The sequence below is a fragment of the Streptomyces racemochromogenes genome, from assembly GCF_044129415.1.
GTDB lineage: Bacteria > Actinomycetota > Actinomycetes > Streptomycetales > Streptomycetaceae > Streptomyces > Streptomyces racemochromogenes_A.
In genome coordinates this window covers 1-14,267 of record NZ_JBBDHD010000080.1, presented here as the reverse complement: position 1 = coordinate 14,267, position 14,267 = coordinate 1, and the positions used below count along the sequence as shown (strand labels likewise).

9 protein-coding genes and 1 pseudogene are annotated in these 14,267 nt (G+C 75.0%); 5 read left to right on the top strand and 5 right to left on the bottom strand.

Translation table 11 applies throughout. The annotated features are described in order from the left end of the window. Nucleotides 1-122 precede the first annotated feature (122 nt). From WDV06_RS25340 to WDV06_RS25320, 5 genes are all read left to right on the top strand, one after another. Entirely contained in the window at nucleotides 123-875 is a 753-nt protein-coding gene (locus WDV06_RS25340; protein WP_395512081.1) for a GntR family transcriptional regulator, read from the top strand. Between the two features lie 195 nt (nucleotides 876-1,070). Further along, nucleotides 1,071-1,274, top strand: a complete 204-nt coding sequence (locus WDV06_RS25335; protein ID WP_395512080.1) for an SPOR domain-containing protein — start codon at nucleotides 1,071-1,073, stop codon at nucleotides 1,272-1,274. Nucleotides 1,275-1,307: 33 nt separating this feature from the next. Continuing rightward, complete coding sequence (locus tag WDV06_RS25330; RefSeq protein ID WP_366454504.1) at nucleotides 1,308-1,730, top strand: (deoxy)nucleoside triphosphate pyrophosphohydrolase; 423 nt, start codon at nucleotides 1,308-1,310, stop codon at nucleotides 1,728-1,730. A 154-nt stretch (nucleotides 1,731-1,884) separates the two neighbouring features. Next, complete coding sequence (locus WDV06_RS25325) at nucleotides 1,885-2,313, top strand: ATP-binding protein (RefSeq protein WP_395512097.1); 429 nt, start codon at nucleotides 1,885-1,887, stop codon at nucleotides 2,311-2,313. Between the two features lie 182 nt (nucleotides 2,314-2,495). Then, a complete protein-coding gene (locus tag WDV06_RS25320; RefSeq protein ID WP_395512096.1) occupies nucleotides 2,496-5,114 on the top strand; it encodes a SpoIIE family protein phosphatase in 2,619 nt (872 codons plus the stop codon). 245 nt (nucleotides 5,115-5,359) lie between these two features. On the opposite strand, the gene WDV06_RS25315 is transcribed toward WDV06_RS25320, so the two are convergent. The 5 genes and pseudogenes from WDV06_RS25315 to WDV06_RS25295 all read right to left on the bottom strand — a co-directional run. Continuing rightward, nucleotides 5,360-7,420: a TPM domain-containing protein gene (locus WDV06_RS25315; protein WP_395512079.1), complete on the bottom strand. Its 2,061-nt coding sequence runs from the start codon at nucleotides 7,418-7,420 to the stop codon at nucleotides 5,360-5,362. A gap of 69 nt (nucleotides 7,421-7,489) precedes the next feature. After that, nucleotides 7,490-10,771, bottom strand: coding sequence for a protein kinase domain-containing protein (locus tag WDV06_RS25310; RefSeq protein WP_395512078.1), 3,282 nt, complete (start codon nucleotides 10,769-10,771; stop codon nucleotides 7,490-7,492). 45 nt (nucleotides 10,772-10,816) lie between these two features. After that, nucleotides 10,817-11,599, bottom strand: coding sequence for a succinate dehydrogenase/fumarate reductase iron-sulfur subunit (locus tag WDV06_RS25305; protein ID WP_395512077.1), 783 nt, complete (start codon nucleotides 11,597-11,599; stop codon nucleotides 10,817-10,819). Further along, entirely contained in the window at nucleotides 11,596-13,497 is a 1,902-nt protein-coding gene (locus WDV06_RS25300) for a fumarate reductase/succinate dehydrogenase flavoprotein subunit (protein WP_395512076.1), read from the bottom strand. Before WDV06_RS25300 ends, WDV06_RS25305 begins: the two co-directional genes overlap by 4 nt. Before the next feature lies 1 nt (nucleotide 13,498). After that, nucleotides 13,499-14,146, bottom strand: a pseudogene (locus WDV06_RS25295) (hypothetical protein); the annotation flags it as partial. Nucleotides 14,147-14,267: the final 121 nt, after the last annotated feature.

Sequence of the window (14,267 nt, the reverse complement as noted above, 5' to 3'; positions counted from 1 at the left end):
GCGCGGTAAGGGGTTTGAGTGACCAGGCTTCATCACATCGGGTGAAACTCTGGCCCGCACTTGCACAGCTCAACAGTGGGTTGCCAGGGTGTAGCTGTCTGTCAACCTGATGGGAGTGGCCCGTGACTTTCGGTGAGCAGCCGGCCTATCTTCGTGTCGCCGGCGATCTGCGGCGGAAGATCGTCGACGGGTCCCTGCCCCCGCACACCCGGCTCCCTTCCCAGGCCCGGATCCGCGAGGAGTACGGGGTCTCCGACACCGTCGCGCTGGAGGCGCGCAAGGTCCTCATGGCGGAGGGTCTGGTCGAGGGCCGTTCCGGCTCCGGCACGTACGTGCGCGAGCAGCCGGTCCCGCGCCGGGTCGCGCGCTCCGGCTACCGCACGGGCGGGGCGTCGACGCCGTTCCGGCAGGAGCAGGCGGAGTCGGGCGCGCACGGCACGTGGGAGTCCAGCAGTGAGCAGGCGGCGGCGCCGGCGGACATCGCGAAGCGGCTCGGCATCGAGCCGGGGGACCGGGTCATGCGCACCCGGTACGTCTTCCGCGACGGGGGCGAGGCGATGATGCTGTCCACCTCGTGGGAGCCGCTCTCCGTCACCGGCCGCACCCCTGTGATGCTGCCGGAGGAGGGGCCGCTGGGCGGCTCGGGGGTGGTCGACCGCATGGCCGCGATCGACGTGGTCGTGGACAACGTGGTCGAGGAGGTCGGCGCGCGGCCGGGCCTGGCGGAGGAGAACCTGGTGCTCGGCGGGGTGCCGGGGCACGTGGTGCTGGTGGTGGCGCGGACGTACTACGCGTCAGGGCGGGCCGTGGAGACGGCGGACGTGGTCGTACCGGCGGACCGCTACCGGCTCTCGTACCACCTGCCCGTGCGCTGACCGGGCGATTCCCAGGCGCCGCCGGGGCTCTCAGAGGGGGCCGCGGCGGCGCTTTCGCACGCCTGGCCGGATGCATACGCCCCCCAGGTACCTCTTCGTGAAAACCCGTATCCGCTCAGTGAAGGTCGGGCGTAAGCTCGGGCATATGCGCAATGCGGTTTCCTGGTCAGGAACATCGGCGGAGGGTGGAGCGCGATGAACGACAGCGGTGCCCTGCTTCCATGGCTGGTCATACGTCAGGACGACAACGGCAACCGCTACCGGGTGGGCCGGTACGCCACCCGGGCCGAGGCTCAGAAGGTCGTCGACGTCTTCGAGGACCGGGGGCACAAGCAGCTCTACTGGGTGGAGCGGATCGGGCAGGCGGACAGCAGCCCGGCCGCCCCGAGCAGGAACTGAAGGCCCGCCGCGGGCCTGGCATAGGCTCCGTCCATGACTGTACGCGTGGTCGTGGGCGGAGCCCTCTGTCGTGACGGGCGCCTGCTGGCCGCCCGGCGCAGCGCACCCCCGGAGCTCGCCGGCCGCTGGGAACTCCCCGGCGGCAAGGCCGAGCCCGGCGAGACCGTGCCCGAGGCGCTGGTGCGCGAGCTGCGCGAGGAGCTCGGCGTCGAGACCGAGGCCCTGGAGCGGATCCCGGGGGAGTGGCCGCTGAAGCCCGGCCTCGTCCTGCACGTGTGGACCGCCCGGCTGCTCTCCGGCGAGCCCGCCCCGCTGGAGGACCACGACGAGCTGCGCTGGCTCGCGCCGCACGAGCTGGACTCCGTCGACTGGCTCGACCAGGACCGGCCCTTCGTCGCCGAAGCGGGCCGCAGGCTCGGCGGGCAGGGAGCGGGCGGGGCGCACCGGGGCGCATGACGCTCCCGTTCCGGGCCGTCTGCGCCACAGTGCGCCGGTGGGTGCGAGGTGGGGTGGTACGGCGCCCCAAATATCGGGTATGTCGCTATTAGTCCCTATCTCGTCCCCCATTCGTCCCCGACGAACCTGACTGGGGTCGCTGGTGGCCCGGGAAGTGATCGGCGTGATCGACACAGACGGTGAATGTGCCGAGTGGGCCTTCCCCGCCGAGCCCGGTGCCGTCCGCACCGCGCGCCACGCCGTCCGCGGCGCCCTGCGGTCCTGGGGCCTGGACGCCGTCGGTGATGTGACCGTCCTGCTGGTCAGTGAGCTGGTCACCAACTCCCTGCGCTACGCCTCCGGGCCCATCGGGGTCCGTCTGGAGCGGCGCAATCCCGCCGTTCCGGGCGTCGCCGGCGGGCCGGCGCTTCTCGTGGAGGTCTCCGATCCGCTTCCGGATCCGCCCCGCGAGCGGGTCGCCGACAGCGACGACGAGGGCGGCCGCGGACTGCACCTCGTCGCCGTCTCCGCGCGCCGCTGGGGGACCCGCCACGGGAAGTCGGGGAAAACCGTGTGGTTCGAGTTGGCTCTTCCTGGTGAGTAACAAGGAGAAGGGCGGCAGGGGGTCTCCCGGAACGCGCCGGGAATGACCGCCGGGCGTGGCCGGAAAACAACGGGACCCTTTTGTGATCGTGAACGCCGTGCCGTACGGGGCCGTGGTGCTGAATACTTCGGTCATGGCCGGTCCGGTTGCGGTGAGCTGGAGGGGACGGTCGCGTGAGCGAGATACCTGCGCAGGCACATCAGACCCGAGTGCCCGGGGAGACGTGGCACGACTCCTTGTGGCATACCAGTCCGCCTGGCTCGATATATGACTACATCAAGGTCGCGTCGTTCTCGATCGGCCCCGACGGGCTCGTCGACCAGTGGAGCCTGCGCGCCGAGGAGCTGTTCGGCCTCCCCGCGGCCCGCGTCGTCGGCCGCGATCCCGTGGACGCCTTCATGCCGCCCGAACTGCGCGACGGCGGCCACCGCAAGGTCGCCGAGATCCTCGACGGCAAGGAGTGGACCGGCCTGGTCCCGTTCCGCATCCCGGGCGGGGACGGCGCGCACGGCGTGGCCGAGATCTATGTGATGCCGACCCAGACCGGGGCCGGGGAGCGGGCCGCGCTCTGCGTCGTGGTCGACGTCCGCGCGCTGCGCCGCATCGAATCCGACCTGGCCGCCTCGCAGGCCATATTCGGCCAATCTCCCTTCGGTTTCCTGCTCTTCGGCACGGACCTCACCGTGCAGCGCGCCAACCGCCGCTTCGCGACCGTGTTCGGCGGCGCCGTGGAAGAGCACCGCGGCCGCACCGTCCACGACTACCTGCCCCCGCACGAGGCCGACCGGATGACGACCGCCCTGCGCCGGGTCCTGGAGACCGGCGAATCCGTCACCGACCTGAGGATCACCGGCGCCGCCCCCGGCAGCCGCGAGAACCGGCACTGGTCCATCAACCTCTACCGCGTCCACGACGGCACCGGCCGCCCCATCGGCATCGCCGGCCTCGGCACCGACGTCACCCGCCGCCACCTCGCCGCCCGCGAGGCAGCCGGCGTCCGACGCAACCTCGCCCTCCTCAACGAGGCCGGGCACCGCATCGGCAACTCCCTCGACCTGGAGACCACCGCCCGCGAGCTCCTCGACGTCACCGTCCCCGGCTTCTGCGACCTCGCGGCGGTCGACCTCTACGAAGGGCTCCTGCTCGGCGACGACGACCGACCCGCCCGCCCGCAGGGCCCCGGCCTGCCCTCCCTGCCCGGGCAGGGAGCCCGGCGCGCCCCCTCCGCCCCGCTGCGGCGCGTGGCCTTCGCCTCCGCCGTGTCGGACACGCCGCTGCCGGGCCCGGGCGGACCGGCCTCCGTAGGGGAGACCCACCGCTACCCGGCCGCCTCCCCCGGCGCCGTCGCCCTGCGCACCGCCCGCACCCGGATGATCGAGGGGGGCGGAGCGGACGACCGCGTCCAGTCCACCCTCATCGTGCCGATGGTCGCCCACGACACGGTCGTCGGCCTCGCCCAGTTCTCCCGAACGAAGGGCAGCGAGCCCTTCGGCGAACGGGACCGGGCCGTCGCCGTCGAACTCGCCGCCCGCGCCGCCGTCTGCATCGACAACGCCCGCCTCTACCGACGCGAACACGAAAGGGCCCTCATCCTCCAGCGCAGCCTGCTCCCCCCCGGCGACCCGGAGGCCGCCGGCCTGGACATCGCCTGCCGCTACCTGCCGGGCAACGCCGCCACCGAGGTCGGCGGCGACTGGTTCGACGTCATCGAACTGCCCGGACACCGCACCGCCCTGGTCGTGGGCGACGTCATGGGCCGCGGGCTGCGTGCCGCCGTCGCCATGGGCGAACTGCGGACCGCCGTCCGCACCCTCGCCCTGCTCGACCTCGAACCGGCCGAGGTGCTCTCCGCCCTCGACGAGGTCGCCCGCGGCCTCGGCGCTCCCGGCGGCGCCCAGCAGGCCTCCCGCTCGGCCCTGCACTCCCGCGACGCCGACCGCTCCGAGGTCTACCTCGCCACCTGCGTCTACGCCGTCTACGACCCGGTGACCCGGCGCTGCACCATCGCCAACGCCGGCCACATGCCGCCCGTCCTGGTCGAACCCGCCGAGGACGGCTCCGACCCGCGCCCCGGACTGCTGCTGGAGATCCCGACCGGCATGCCGCTCGGGGTGGGCGGCGAACCCTTCGAGGAGGTCGAGGTCGAACTCCCCGAAGGCGCCCTGCTCGCCCTCTACACCGACGGGCTCGTCGAATCCCGCGACCACCCCCTGGAGGAGGGGCTGCGCGGACTGCGCGGTGCCGTCGCGGACCCCTCCCGCCCCCTGGAGGAGGTCTGCGACCACGTCCTGAACACCCTGCACACCCGCCACGGCGAGGACGACATCGCCCTGCTGATGGCCCGCGTCCAGGGACTGCCCGTCGACGCCGTCGGCGACTGGCAGCTGCCCCGCGAGGCCCGCTCGGTGGGCCGGGCCCGTGAACTGGCCCGCGCCAAGCTCCCGGCCTGGGGCCTGGAGGGCCTGCTCGACACCACCGAACTGCTCGTCAGCGAGCTCGTCACCAACGCCCTGCGCTACGGGGAGGGCGAGATCCGGCTGCGGCTGCTGCTCGACCGGACCCTGGTGTGCGAGGTCTGGGACGCCAACCTCGCCCAGCCCCGCCGGCGCCGCGCCCGGGACACCGACGAGGGCGGCCGGGGCCTCCAGCTGGTCGGCCTGCTCTCGGCCGGCTGGGGCACCCGCCGCACCCACCGGGGCAAGACGGTCTGGTTCGAACTCCCGCTGCCCATGCCCGGCGGCGCCCCGGACGAGGCGGCCACCGAACTCACGGCGGAGCAGCTGCTGAGCATGTACGGGTGACGGGGTTCAGGCCGTCCTCGCCTTGAGGACGGCCGGGCGGGCCTCGATCTCCGAGGCCCGGCCCAGCTCCTCCGGCGACTCGGACCGCGCCTCCACCGCGGACACCGCCCGGGTCCGGCACGTCGACGTTCCGCACGGCGTCCGGCATCGTGTCCTGCGCCCGCGCCGTCCTCGCCCGGGCCACCGGCCCGTCCTCTGCGGATCCTCCGCCCGGTCCAGCAGCGCGTTGACGTCGGGTGCGCCGGTCAGAAGCGGCCGCCGCCCCTGCGGCCGCGAGTGCCCCCGCCGCCGAAGGAACCCGGGCCGCTGCCTCCGCCTTCGTCTCCGAAGCCGCCGAGGATGATCCCCCCGAGCACCGCCCCGCCCCGGCCCCCGTCGGCACGCTGCCCGGAGTACGGGTTCCGGTACGCCCGTACGTCCTGCTCCGCCAGCCGCTGCGCCTCCCGGGCCAGGGAGTCCGCCCGCTGCGCCTCCGCCGCCGCGGCCGCCGGGTCGGCTTCCGCCAGGGACGCCGACCGCTCCAGGTGCCGCTCGGCCTCCGCCAGCCGGGTGCGGGCCTCGCTGCCCACGGCGCCCCGGCTGGTGGTGACGTAGTCCGCCGTCGCGCCGACCGCGCTGCGGGCCGACAGCCGGGCCCATTCCAGCAGAGCCGCCGCCCGCCGCCGCCCCGACTCCGGCTCGCGCGCCCCGGCGAGGGCCGCGTCCAGGGCCGCGTCGGCCTCCGCGACCCGGCGCAGCGCGTCGATCGGGTCGTACCGGCGGCCGGCCGCCTGCTCCCGCCGTACGCCGGCCAGTACGGCCTCGGCCCGGCCGATCCGGCCCGCCAGGTCCGCCGTGGAGGATCCCGCGGCGGTACCGGCCGGCAGGCCGTGCGCGTCCGCGAGGTCGGCCTCCGTCTCGCTGAGGGCGCCCGGCAGCTTCCCGGCCGCCTCCGCCAGCTCCCGCGCCCGCCGCTCGACCCCGTCCACCAGCGTGGCCGCCTGGTCCACCGCCCCCTCGGCGGCCCGTACGTGCACGGCCGCCCGGCCGGTGTCCCCGGCGTCGAGCGCAGCCCGCGCCTCGCCGAGGCTGGCCGTCGCGAACAGCAGCCGGTCCCTGGCCTGTTCGGCGTGGGAGCCGACCGGCGCGGACGCGGAGTCCGCGTACCGGCCGGCCAGGGCCGTCAGGGTGGCCCCGGCCGTGGTCGTGCGGCCGGTCAGCGCACGGAAGCGCGCCTCCACCGTGGCGAGGGCCTGCGGGGCGTTCTCCTCCAGGTCCCGCATCCGGTCGAAGGCAGCCGCCTCGGCGTCGAGCCTGCGGTTCGCCTCCGCGCAGCGGGCCAGGATCTCCTCCAGCATCCGGCGGCGCGTGGCGTCGTCCTCGGGGAAGGCGTCGTCCAGCCGCCGGCGCAGCCGGTAGGCCTGCGTCAGCTCGCCCCTGGCGTACGCCACCGCCTCGGTGAAGGCGGTCACGGCCTCGTCGCCGAACCGGGCGTTCGCGAAGCCGAGTTCCTCCGTACTGGTGCGGACCGCGTCGTCGGTCTCCACCAGCAGGGTCCGGGCCCGCGCCTCCACCTCCGGGAGCGGGGCCGGCTCCGCCCGCCGTCCGTCCCACCCGGGGTGCACGGTCGCCGTCCCCCGGCCGCCGGGCCCGCCGCCGCTGCCGCGCCTGCGGCGGCGGGCGAACGCGTACGCCCCGAGCGCCCCGGCCGCGGCGACGACGGCCGCCGGAAGCACGTAGTCCCCGGCCCCGCCCCCCTCCACCGCCCCGCCGCCGGGGTTGGCCGGACCGGGCGTGACGGCGGGCACGGGGACGCGCTTGCCGCCGAGCACCGCGTCGTACCCGTTCGCCGCGCCGATGGCCGCCCCCGCCCAGTCGTTCTGCCGCAGGGCGGGCTCGATGGCGGTACGGGCGACGTCGGCGAGCTGCGCCTCGGTGAAACCGGAGTCCACGTCGGCCGAGTGGGCGTACCGGCGGGTGCCGGTGGCCACGGCGAGCAGCAGGTCGTCCCGGCCGAAGCCGTTCCTCTGGGCGGTGGCGTCGGCCCAGCTCTGGGGGGAGCGGCCGGAGAAGTCGTGGACGTACGCGACGAAGAGCCGGATCCGCCGGTGGGAGTACAGCCGCTCCAGGGCGGCGGCGACGGCGGCCCGCCGGTCCCCGAGGGCACCCACCCGGTCGGTGATCCGCCCCTGTTCCAGGGTCACGGGATCCTCGGCCCGCGCCGGGGGCGCGACAGCCACGCCCCGCCATCCGGCGAGCGCCAAGAGGACGACGACGAGCCACAGCGCGGGGCGCTGCCGCGGCGTCCGGCTTCTCGGCGGGTACACATGGGCGAGGTTATGGGGGCTTCCGGCGGGCCGCACCCGGAGCGTCCGGCCCGCGCGGGGGAGGCGGGCTCATCCCGGCAGTCCCACCCCAGTCAGCAGCGGCGTCCCCGCCACCAGGGTGCCGGCCGCCAACACCACCGCCGGGCCTCCCGCCGACTCGTGCTCCCAGAGGCGGTGGGCCCGGCCCGTCGTCACCTCCAGGCCCGTCACGAACGGCGGCGCCCCCCGCCCGAGGAGGCCCCGCCGGCCTCCGTGCGCGGAGCGGACGTACAACACCCCCCGCCGGACGCCCAGCAGTTCGAGTACGCAGTCCGTGCCCTCGCGCCGGGTCACCGGCTGCTGCCAACGGACCGCCCCGCTGCCCCCGTCCAGGGCGAACACCGTGTCCCAGCCCTGCTCCGGCCGGTACGCGGCCACATACACCACCCCGTCCTCCACCAGCAGCCGGTCCGCCGCCGCGCCCGGCTCGAAGCGCCACAGCTCGTAGCCCCTGCGCCGGTCCAGCGCCCGCACCACGCCCCCGTCCAGCACGTGCACGGTGCCCGCCGACAGGTCCGGGACCTCCCGCGCGCCGGCGCCGTAGCCGCGCGGCCACGACCACAGCGGGGCCCCGGTCGGCAGGTGCAGGGCGCGCAGCCGGCGGCCGTCGCCGAGGACGAGGCACTCGTCCGACAGCGTCACCGTCCGGGGGCTCGTCTCCGGCACCGGCTGCCGCCACACCCGCTCGCCGGTGTCCTTGCGCAGAGCGCTCAGCTCGCCGTCCGCCGCCAGAAGCAGCACACCGGGCGCGGGCGTCAGGGAGGCCGCCGCCGGAAGCTCCCGCCACCAGCGCACCCGCCCGTCCGCCGGCTCCCGGGCCACCAGGCGGGCGCCCGGCCCGCCGTCCGACTCCACCACCACGCACACGGTGTCCGCGTCGGCCGCGCACCACACCCGTTCCGGCTCCGGGAGCGGACGGGCCGCCACGCCCTCGTCGGCGTACGCCGTCCAGCGCGTGGTCCCGGAGTCGGCCTCCGCGCACCCCACCTCGGAACCGGCCATCCACACCACCCGCTGTCCGGCCGCGTACAGCGCGTCCGGGCGGGCGCCCTCGGCCCGCCAGCGTTCCGCCCGCGACCCTCCCGGCCGGGCGGGGAGCCCGCCGGCCCTGCCCGGCGCCGAGGTCACGGAGTGCGGCGGGCGGGCGCCGGAGCCGGCGGCGGCCGCCTCCAGCCAGGGCGCGCCCGTCGCGCAGTCCCGGGCGATCCAGGCCAACTCGCGTCCTCGCTCGGCCGGTTCGGCCAGCTCCCGCGCGGCTGCGGCCCGCTCCCGGGCCACGTCCGGAACCCGTACGGGCCGGTGACCCCCGCTGTTCAGCTTCCGGGCGGACGCCAGCCGGGCGCGGACGTCGTCCACCACCTCGTCCTGCTCACCCGAGGCCGCCACCAGCTCGGCCAGGGCGTCCTCGGCCCGGTCCAGGGCCTCGGCCACGCCCGCCGGGTCCCCGACGCCGCCGCGCTCCCGCGCCACGGTGAGCAGGGCCATCACCCGGCCGTCGCCGGCGGGCAGCCGTGCGGCCAGCCGCAAGGCGGCGGGCAGGTCGTGCCGGGCGACGGCGTGGAGGATCCTGGTCTCCGTGGTCGCGCGGACCGCCGGACCCGGTAGCCGGTCCAGCCAGCGCTCGGCCGCCGCCGGGTCCGTCGGGGCGCTGGCCACGGCTGCCCGGGCCACCGCCTCCTCCTCTGCCGCGCTCCCGGCGAAGTGCCGCCGGGCCAGCCGCACCCCGCGCTCGGGGGCCACGGCCGCGAGCTCCTCCGCCACCTTCCGCAGCCGGCTCGCCCGGCGCGGCCCGAACACCGTGAACAGGGCCTGCTGGGCGTCGGTCAGGATCCGCTCGGTGCGCGAGGGGGCGTCCCGCGAGATCCGCCGGGCCAGCCCCGTCAGCAGCCCGGCCACCCGGGCGCCGTCCCCGCCGCCGTCGAGCCAGGCCCAGCGCTCGGCGTCGGCGAGCAGCCGCTCCGCGAGCGCCGCGTCGAACCGTGCCGCCGCCTCGGCCGCGATCGCGAGCCCGTCGATCCGGGGTTCCCCGGCCCCGGCGGGCAGGGCGCCCAGGGTCTCCTCGGCCTCCAGCAGCAGCTCGCGCACGAACTCCCGTACGGGGGAGGGGAGTCCGGTCGCGCCCTCGTCGCCGCCTGCCGGTCCCGGTCCCGGTCCCGGCTCCGGAGCCCGCGCCCCGACCCCGCCGCGCCCGCCGCCGCCATGCCCGCCCGACCCCCGTTCCGGCCCCCGCTCCGGCCCTCGCTCCGGCTCCGGCCCTCGCTCCCGCTCTCGGTCCGGCTCCGGCCTTCGCGCCCGCTCTCGGTCCCGGTCCCGCTCCCGTTCCGGCTCCCGGTCCCGGTCCGGCTCCGGCTCCGGCTCCGGCTCCCGGTCCCGCTCCCGGTCCCCGTCCCGGTCCGGTGCCTCGTCCCGTCCCCCGGCCCGCTCCTTCCCCCGCCGCGGAACCCCCGCCCCCGGCAGCCCTCCGCCGGCCGCCAGGCCCCGCAGGGCCTGGCCCACCGTCTCCGCCGACTCCGGTCGGTCCGCCGGGGACTTCGCCAGGAGTGACGTCAGCAGGGACTCCAGTTCCGGGGGTACCGCCACCCCGGCCTCCCGCAGCGGGGGCGGCGGCTCCTCGATGTGGCGGAGCATCAGGACGTACGGGCCCTCCGTCTGGCCGAACGGCGGTTCGCCGGTGAGCAGGGCGTACAGCACGCACCCCAATGCGTACAGGTCGCACCGGGCGTCCACGTGCTCGCCCCGCCACTGCTCGGGCGCCATGTACGGCGGGGTGCCGAACATCCGGCCTGTGACCGTCCAGCCCGCCGTCGCGTCCGCGGAGCGCGCGATGCCGAAGTCGCAGATCTTCAGCCGCCCGCCGGGCAGCAGGAAGAGGTTCTGCGGCTTCAGGTCCCGGTGGACCACGGCCCGTTCGTGCGCGGCGGCCAGCGCCTCCGCCGTCTGCGCGGCCAGCTCCACCGCCCGCGCCACCGGCAGGCCGCTCCGCTCACGGGCCAGGACCGCGCCCAGGTCCTCCCCGGACAGCAGCTCCATCACGATGAACAGCCGTCCCCCGTGCTGTCCCACGTCGTGCACCACGGTGATCCCGGGGTGCTGGAGCCGCGCCCCGATGGTGGCCTCCCGCCGGAAGCGGGCGATCAGTTCCCCGTCGGTCGCCGCCTCCAGCAGCACCTTCACCGCCACCGGCCGGTCCAGGGCCAGGTCGTGTCCCGCCCACACCTCGCCCATGCCGCCCGCGCCGATCCGGCGTTCCAGCCGGTACCGGTCCGCCAGCAGTTCCCCCACCCGCACCGCGAAGCCCCCTGACACCACCATGTCATCCGACGGTCGTCCAGGGGGCATTCTCCACCGCGAAGTGAACTACCGGGGGTCGGAGGGAGAACGGCGGCGGATCCGGCTGCCCAGCCACACCAGCGGGTCGTACTTGCGGTCCACCGCCCGCTCCTTCAGCGGGATCAGGGCGTTGTCGGTGATCCTGATGCCCTCCGGGCAGACCTCCGTGCAGCACTTGGTGATGTTGCAGTAGCCCAGTCCGTGCTCCTCCTGGGCCGTCCGCTTGCGGTCCAGGCCGGCCTCCTCCGCCGCGTCCAGGGGGTGCATGTCCAGCTCGGCGACGCGCATCAGGAAGCGCGGCCCGGCGAAGGCGGGCTTGTTCTCCTCGTGGTCGCGCACCACGTGGCAGGTGTCCTGGCACAGGAAGCACTCGATGCACTTGCGGAACTCCTGCGAGCGTTCCACGTCCACCTGCTGCATCCGGTACTCGCCCGGTGCCAGCCCGGCCGGCGGTACGAACGCGGGCACAGACCGCGCCTTCTCGTAGTTGAACGACACGTCCGTCACCAGGTCCCGCACGACCGGGAAGGCCCGCAGCGGGGTGATCGTGACGGTCTCCGCGCGGTCGAACACCGACATGCGGGTCATGCACATCAGCCGGGGCCGTCCGTTGATCTCCGCACTGCACGAGCCGCACTTGCCCGCCTTGCAGTTCCAGCGCACCGCCAGGTCCGGGGCCTGGGTCGCCTGGAGCCGGTGGACGATGTCCAGGACCACCTCGCCGTCGTGCACCTCGACGGTGAAGTCCCGCAGGTCCCCGCCCTCCGCGTCGCCCCGCCAGACCCGGAAGCGGGCGTCGTAGGTGGTCATCCGTGGAGCTCCTCTTCGGCGAGGTACTTGGCCAGCTCGTCCTTCTCGAACAGCGCGAGCAGGTCGGGGCGGATGGGATCGGTCCGGACGTGTTCGAGGGCGATGCGGTCGGCCGCCGGATCGGCGGGGGCCGGGTCGACGGGCCGGCACAGCAGGTTCACCGGCCGCCACGCCCGCTCCATCGACGGGCGGTCCTCGCGGGTGTGCCCGCCCCGGCTCTCGGTGCGCTCCAGGGCCGCGCGGGCCACGCACTCGCTGACCAGCAGCATGTTCCGCAGGTCCAGCGCCAGGTGCCAGCCCGGGTTGAACTGGCGGTGCCCCTCGACCCCGGCGCGGGCGGCCCGTACCCGCAGGGCGGCCAGCCGTTCCAGGGCCTCGGCCATCTCGGCCTCGCGGCGGATGATGCCGACCAGGTCGTTCATGGTCGTCTGGAGCTCCTGGTGGAGCGTGTACGGGTTCTCCGCGCCCTCGTCGGCGTGGAAGGGGGCCAGTGCCTCGGCGGCGGCCGCGTCGACCTGTGCCTGGGAGACCGCCGGACGCTCCCCGCCGGCCGCCGCGTGCTCCGCCGCGTGCAGTCCGGCCCGCCGGCCGAAGACCAGCAGGTCGGAGAGGGAGTTGCCGCCGAGCCGGTTCGAGCCGTGCATCCCGCCCGCGACCTCGCCGGCCGCGAACAGCCCCGGCACCCCGACGGTGGCGGCGGTGTCGGAGTCGACCGCGATGCCGCCCATCACGTAGTGGCAGGTCGGCCCGACCTCCATGGGCTCGGCGGTGATGTCCACGTCCGCCAGCTCCTTGAACTGGTGGTACATGGACGGGAGCCGCCGTTTGATCGTCTCGGCCGGCATCCGGGTGGACACGTCCAGGAACACCCCGCCGTGAGGGGAGCCCCGTCCGGCCTTGACCTCGGCGTTGATGGCCCGGGCGACCTCGTCGCGGGGGAGCAGCTCGGGCGGGCGCCGGTTGTTGTCCGGGTCCTCGTACCAGCGGTCGCCCTCCTCCTCCGTCTCGGCGTACTTCTCCTTGAAGACGTCGGGGACGTAGTCGAACATGAACCGCCTGCCCTCGCTGTTGCGCAGCACCCCGCCGTCGCCGCGGACCGATTCGGTGACGAGGATGCCCTTCACGGACGGGGGCCAGACCATGCCGGTGGGGTGGAACTGCACGAACTCCATGTTGAGCAGGGGCGCTCCGGCGAGCAGGGCGAGCGCGTGGCCGTCGCCGGTGTACTCCCAGGAGTTGGAGGTGGTCTTGAAGGACTTGCCGATGCCGCCCGTGGCCAGCACCACCGCCGGGGCCTCCAGGACGAAGAAGCGGCCGGTCTCGCGCTCGTAGCAGAACGTGCCCGAGACCCGGTCCCCGTCCTTCAGGACCCTGGTGACCGTGCACTCCTGGAAGACCTTGAGCCGGGCCTCGTGGTCCCCGTGCTGCCGGAAGTCCTCCTGCTGGAGCTGGACGATCTTCTGCTGGAGGGTGCGGATCAGCTCCAGTCCGGTGCGGTCGCCGACGTGCGCGAGGCGCGGGTACTCGTGGCCGCCGAAGTTGCGCTGGGAGATCCTCCCGTCGGGGGTCCGGTCGAAGAGCGCGCCCCAGGTCTCCAGCTCCCACACCCGGTCGGGGGCCTCCTTGGCGTGCAGCTCGGCCATCCGCCACTGGTTGAGGAACTTGCCGCCGCGCATGGTGTCGCGGAAGTGGACCTGCCAGTTGTCGTGGGCGTTGGCGTTGCCCATGGAGGCGGCGATCCCGCCCTCCGCCATGACGGTGTGGGCCTTGCCGAAGAGGGACTTGCAGATCACCGCCGTACGGGCGCCCCGCTCCCGGGCCTCGATCGCGGCCCGCAGCCCGGCGCCGCCCGCCCCGACCACGACCACGTCCCACTGCTGCCGGTCGACTTGGGTCATGTCAGAAGATCCTCGGATCGGTGAAGGTGCCGGTGGCCAGCAGGTACACGTAGAAGTCGCACAGGGCCACGCTGATCAGTGAGGCCCAGGCGAGCTGCATGTGCCGGGCGTTGAGCCGGCCCGTCCAGCTCCACAGGCGGTAGCGCACCGGGTGCTTGGAGAAGTGCTTCAGGCGGCCGCCCATGATGTGCCGGCAGGAGTGGCAGGACAGGGTGTAGGCCCAGATCAGCGTGATGTTGACCAGGAACAGCAGGGTTCCGAGGCCCATGTGCCCCCACGCGTAGTGCCCGTCGCGGAAGGTGAGGACGGTGTCGTACGTGAGGATGCCCGCGACGGGGACGGCGGCGTAGAAGAAGTACCGGTGCGCGTTCTGGAGGATCAGCGGGAGTCGGGTCTCGCCGGTGTACCCGGTGTGCGGTTCGGCGACCGCGCAGGCGGGCGGGGAGGCCCAGAAGCTGCGGTAGTAGGCCTTGCGGTAGTAGTAGCAGGTCAGCCGGAAGCCGAGGGGGAAGACCAGGATCAGCAGGGCGGGGGACAGGCCCCACCAGCTGCCGAGGAGGGGGAGGTTGGGGCCGCCGCGCATCGTCTCGCAGTTCTCCGCCAGGCAGGGGGAGTAGAAGGGCGAGACGTAGGGGGCCGCGTAGTAGTGGGGGGGGGGGGGCGCCCGCCCCCCCCCCCCCCCCACCAAAAACAGCCCCCCCCCCCCCCCCCCCCCCGCGGCGCCCCCCCCCCCCCCCCCCCCCCCCCCCCCCCCCCCCCCCCCCCCCCCC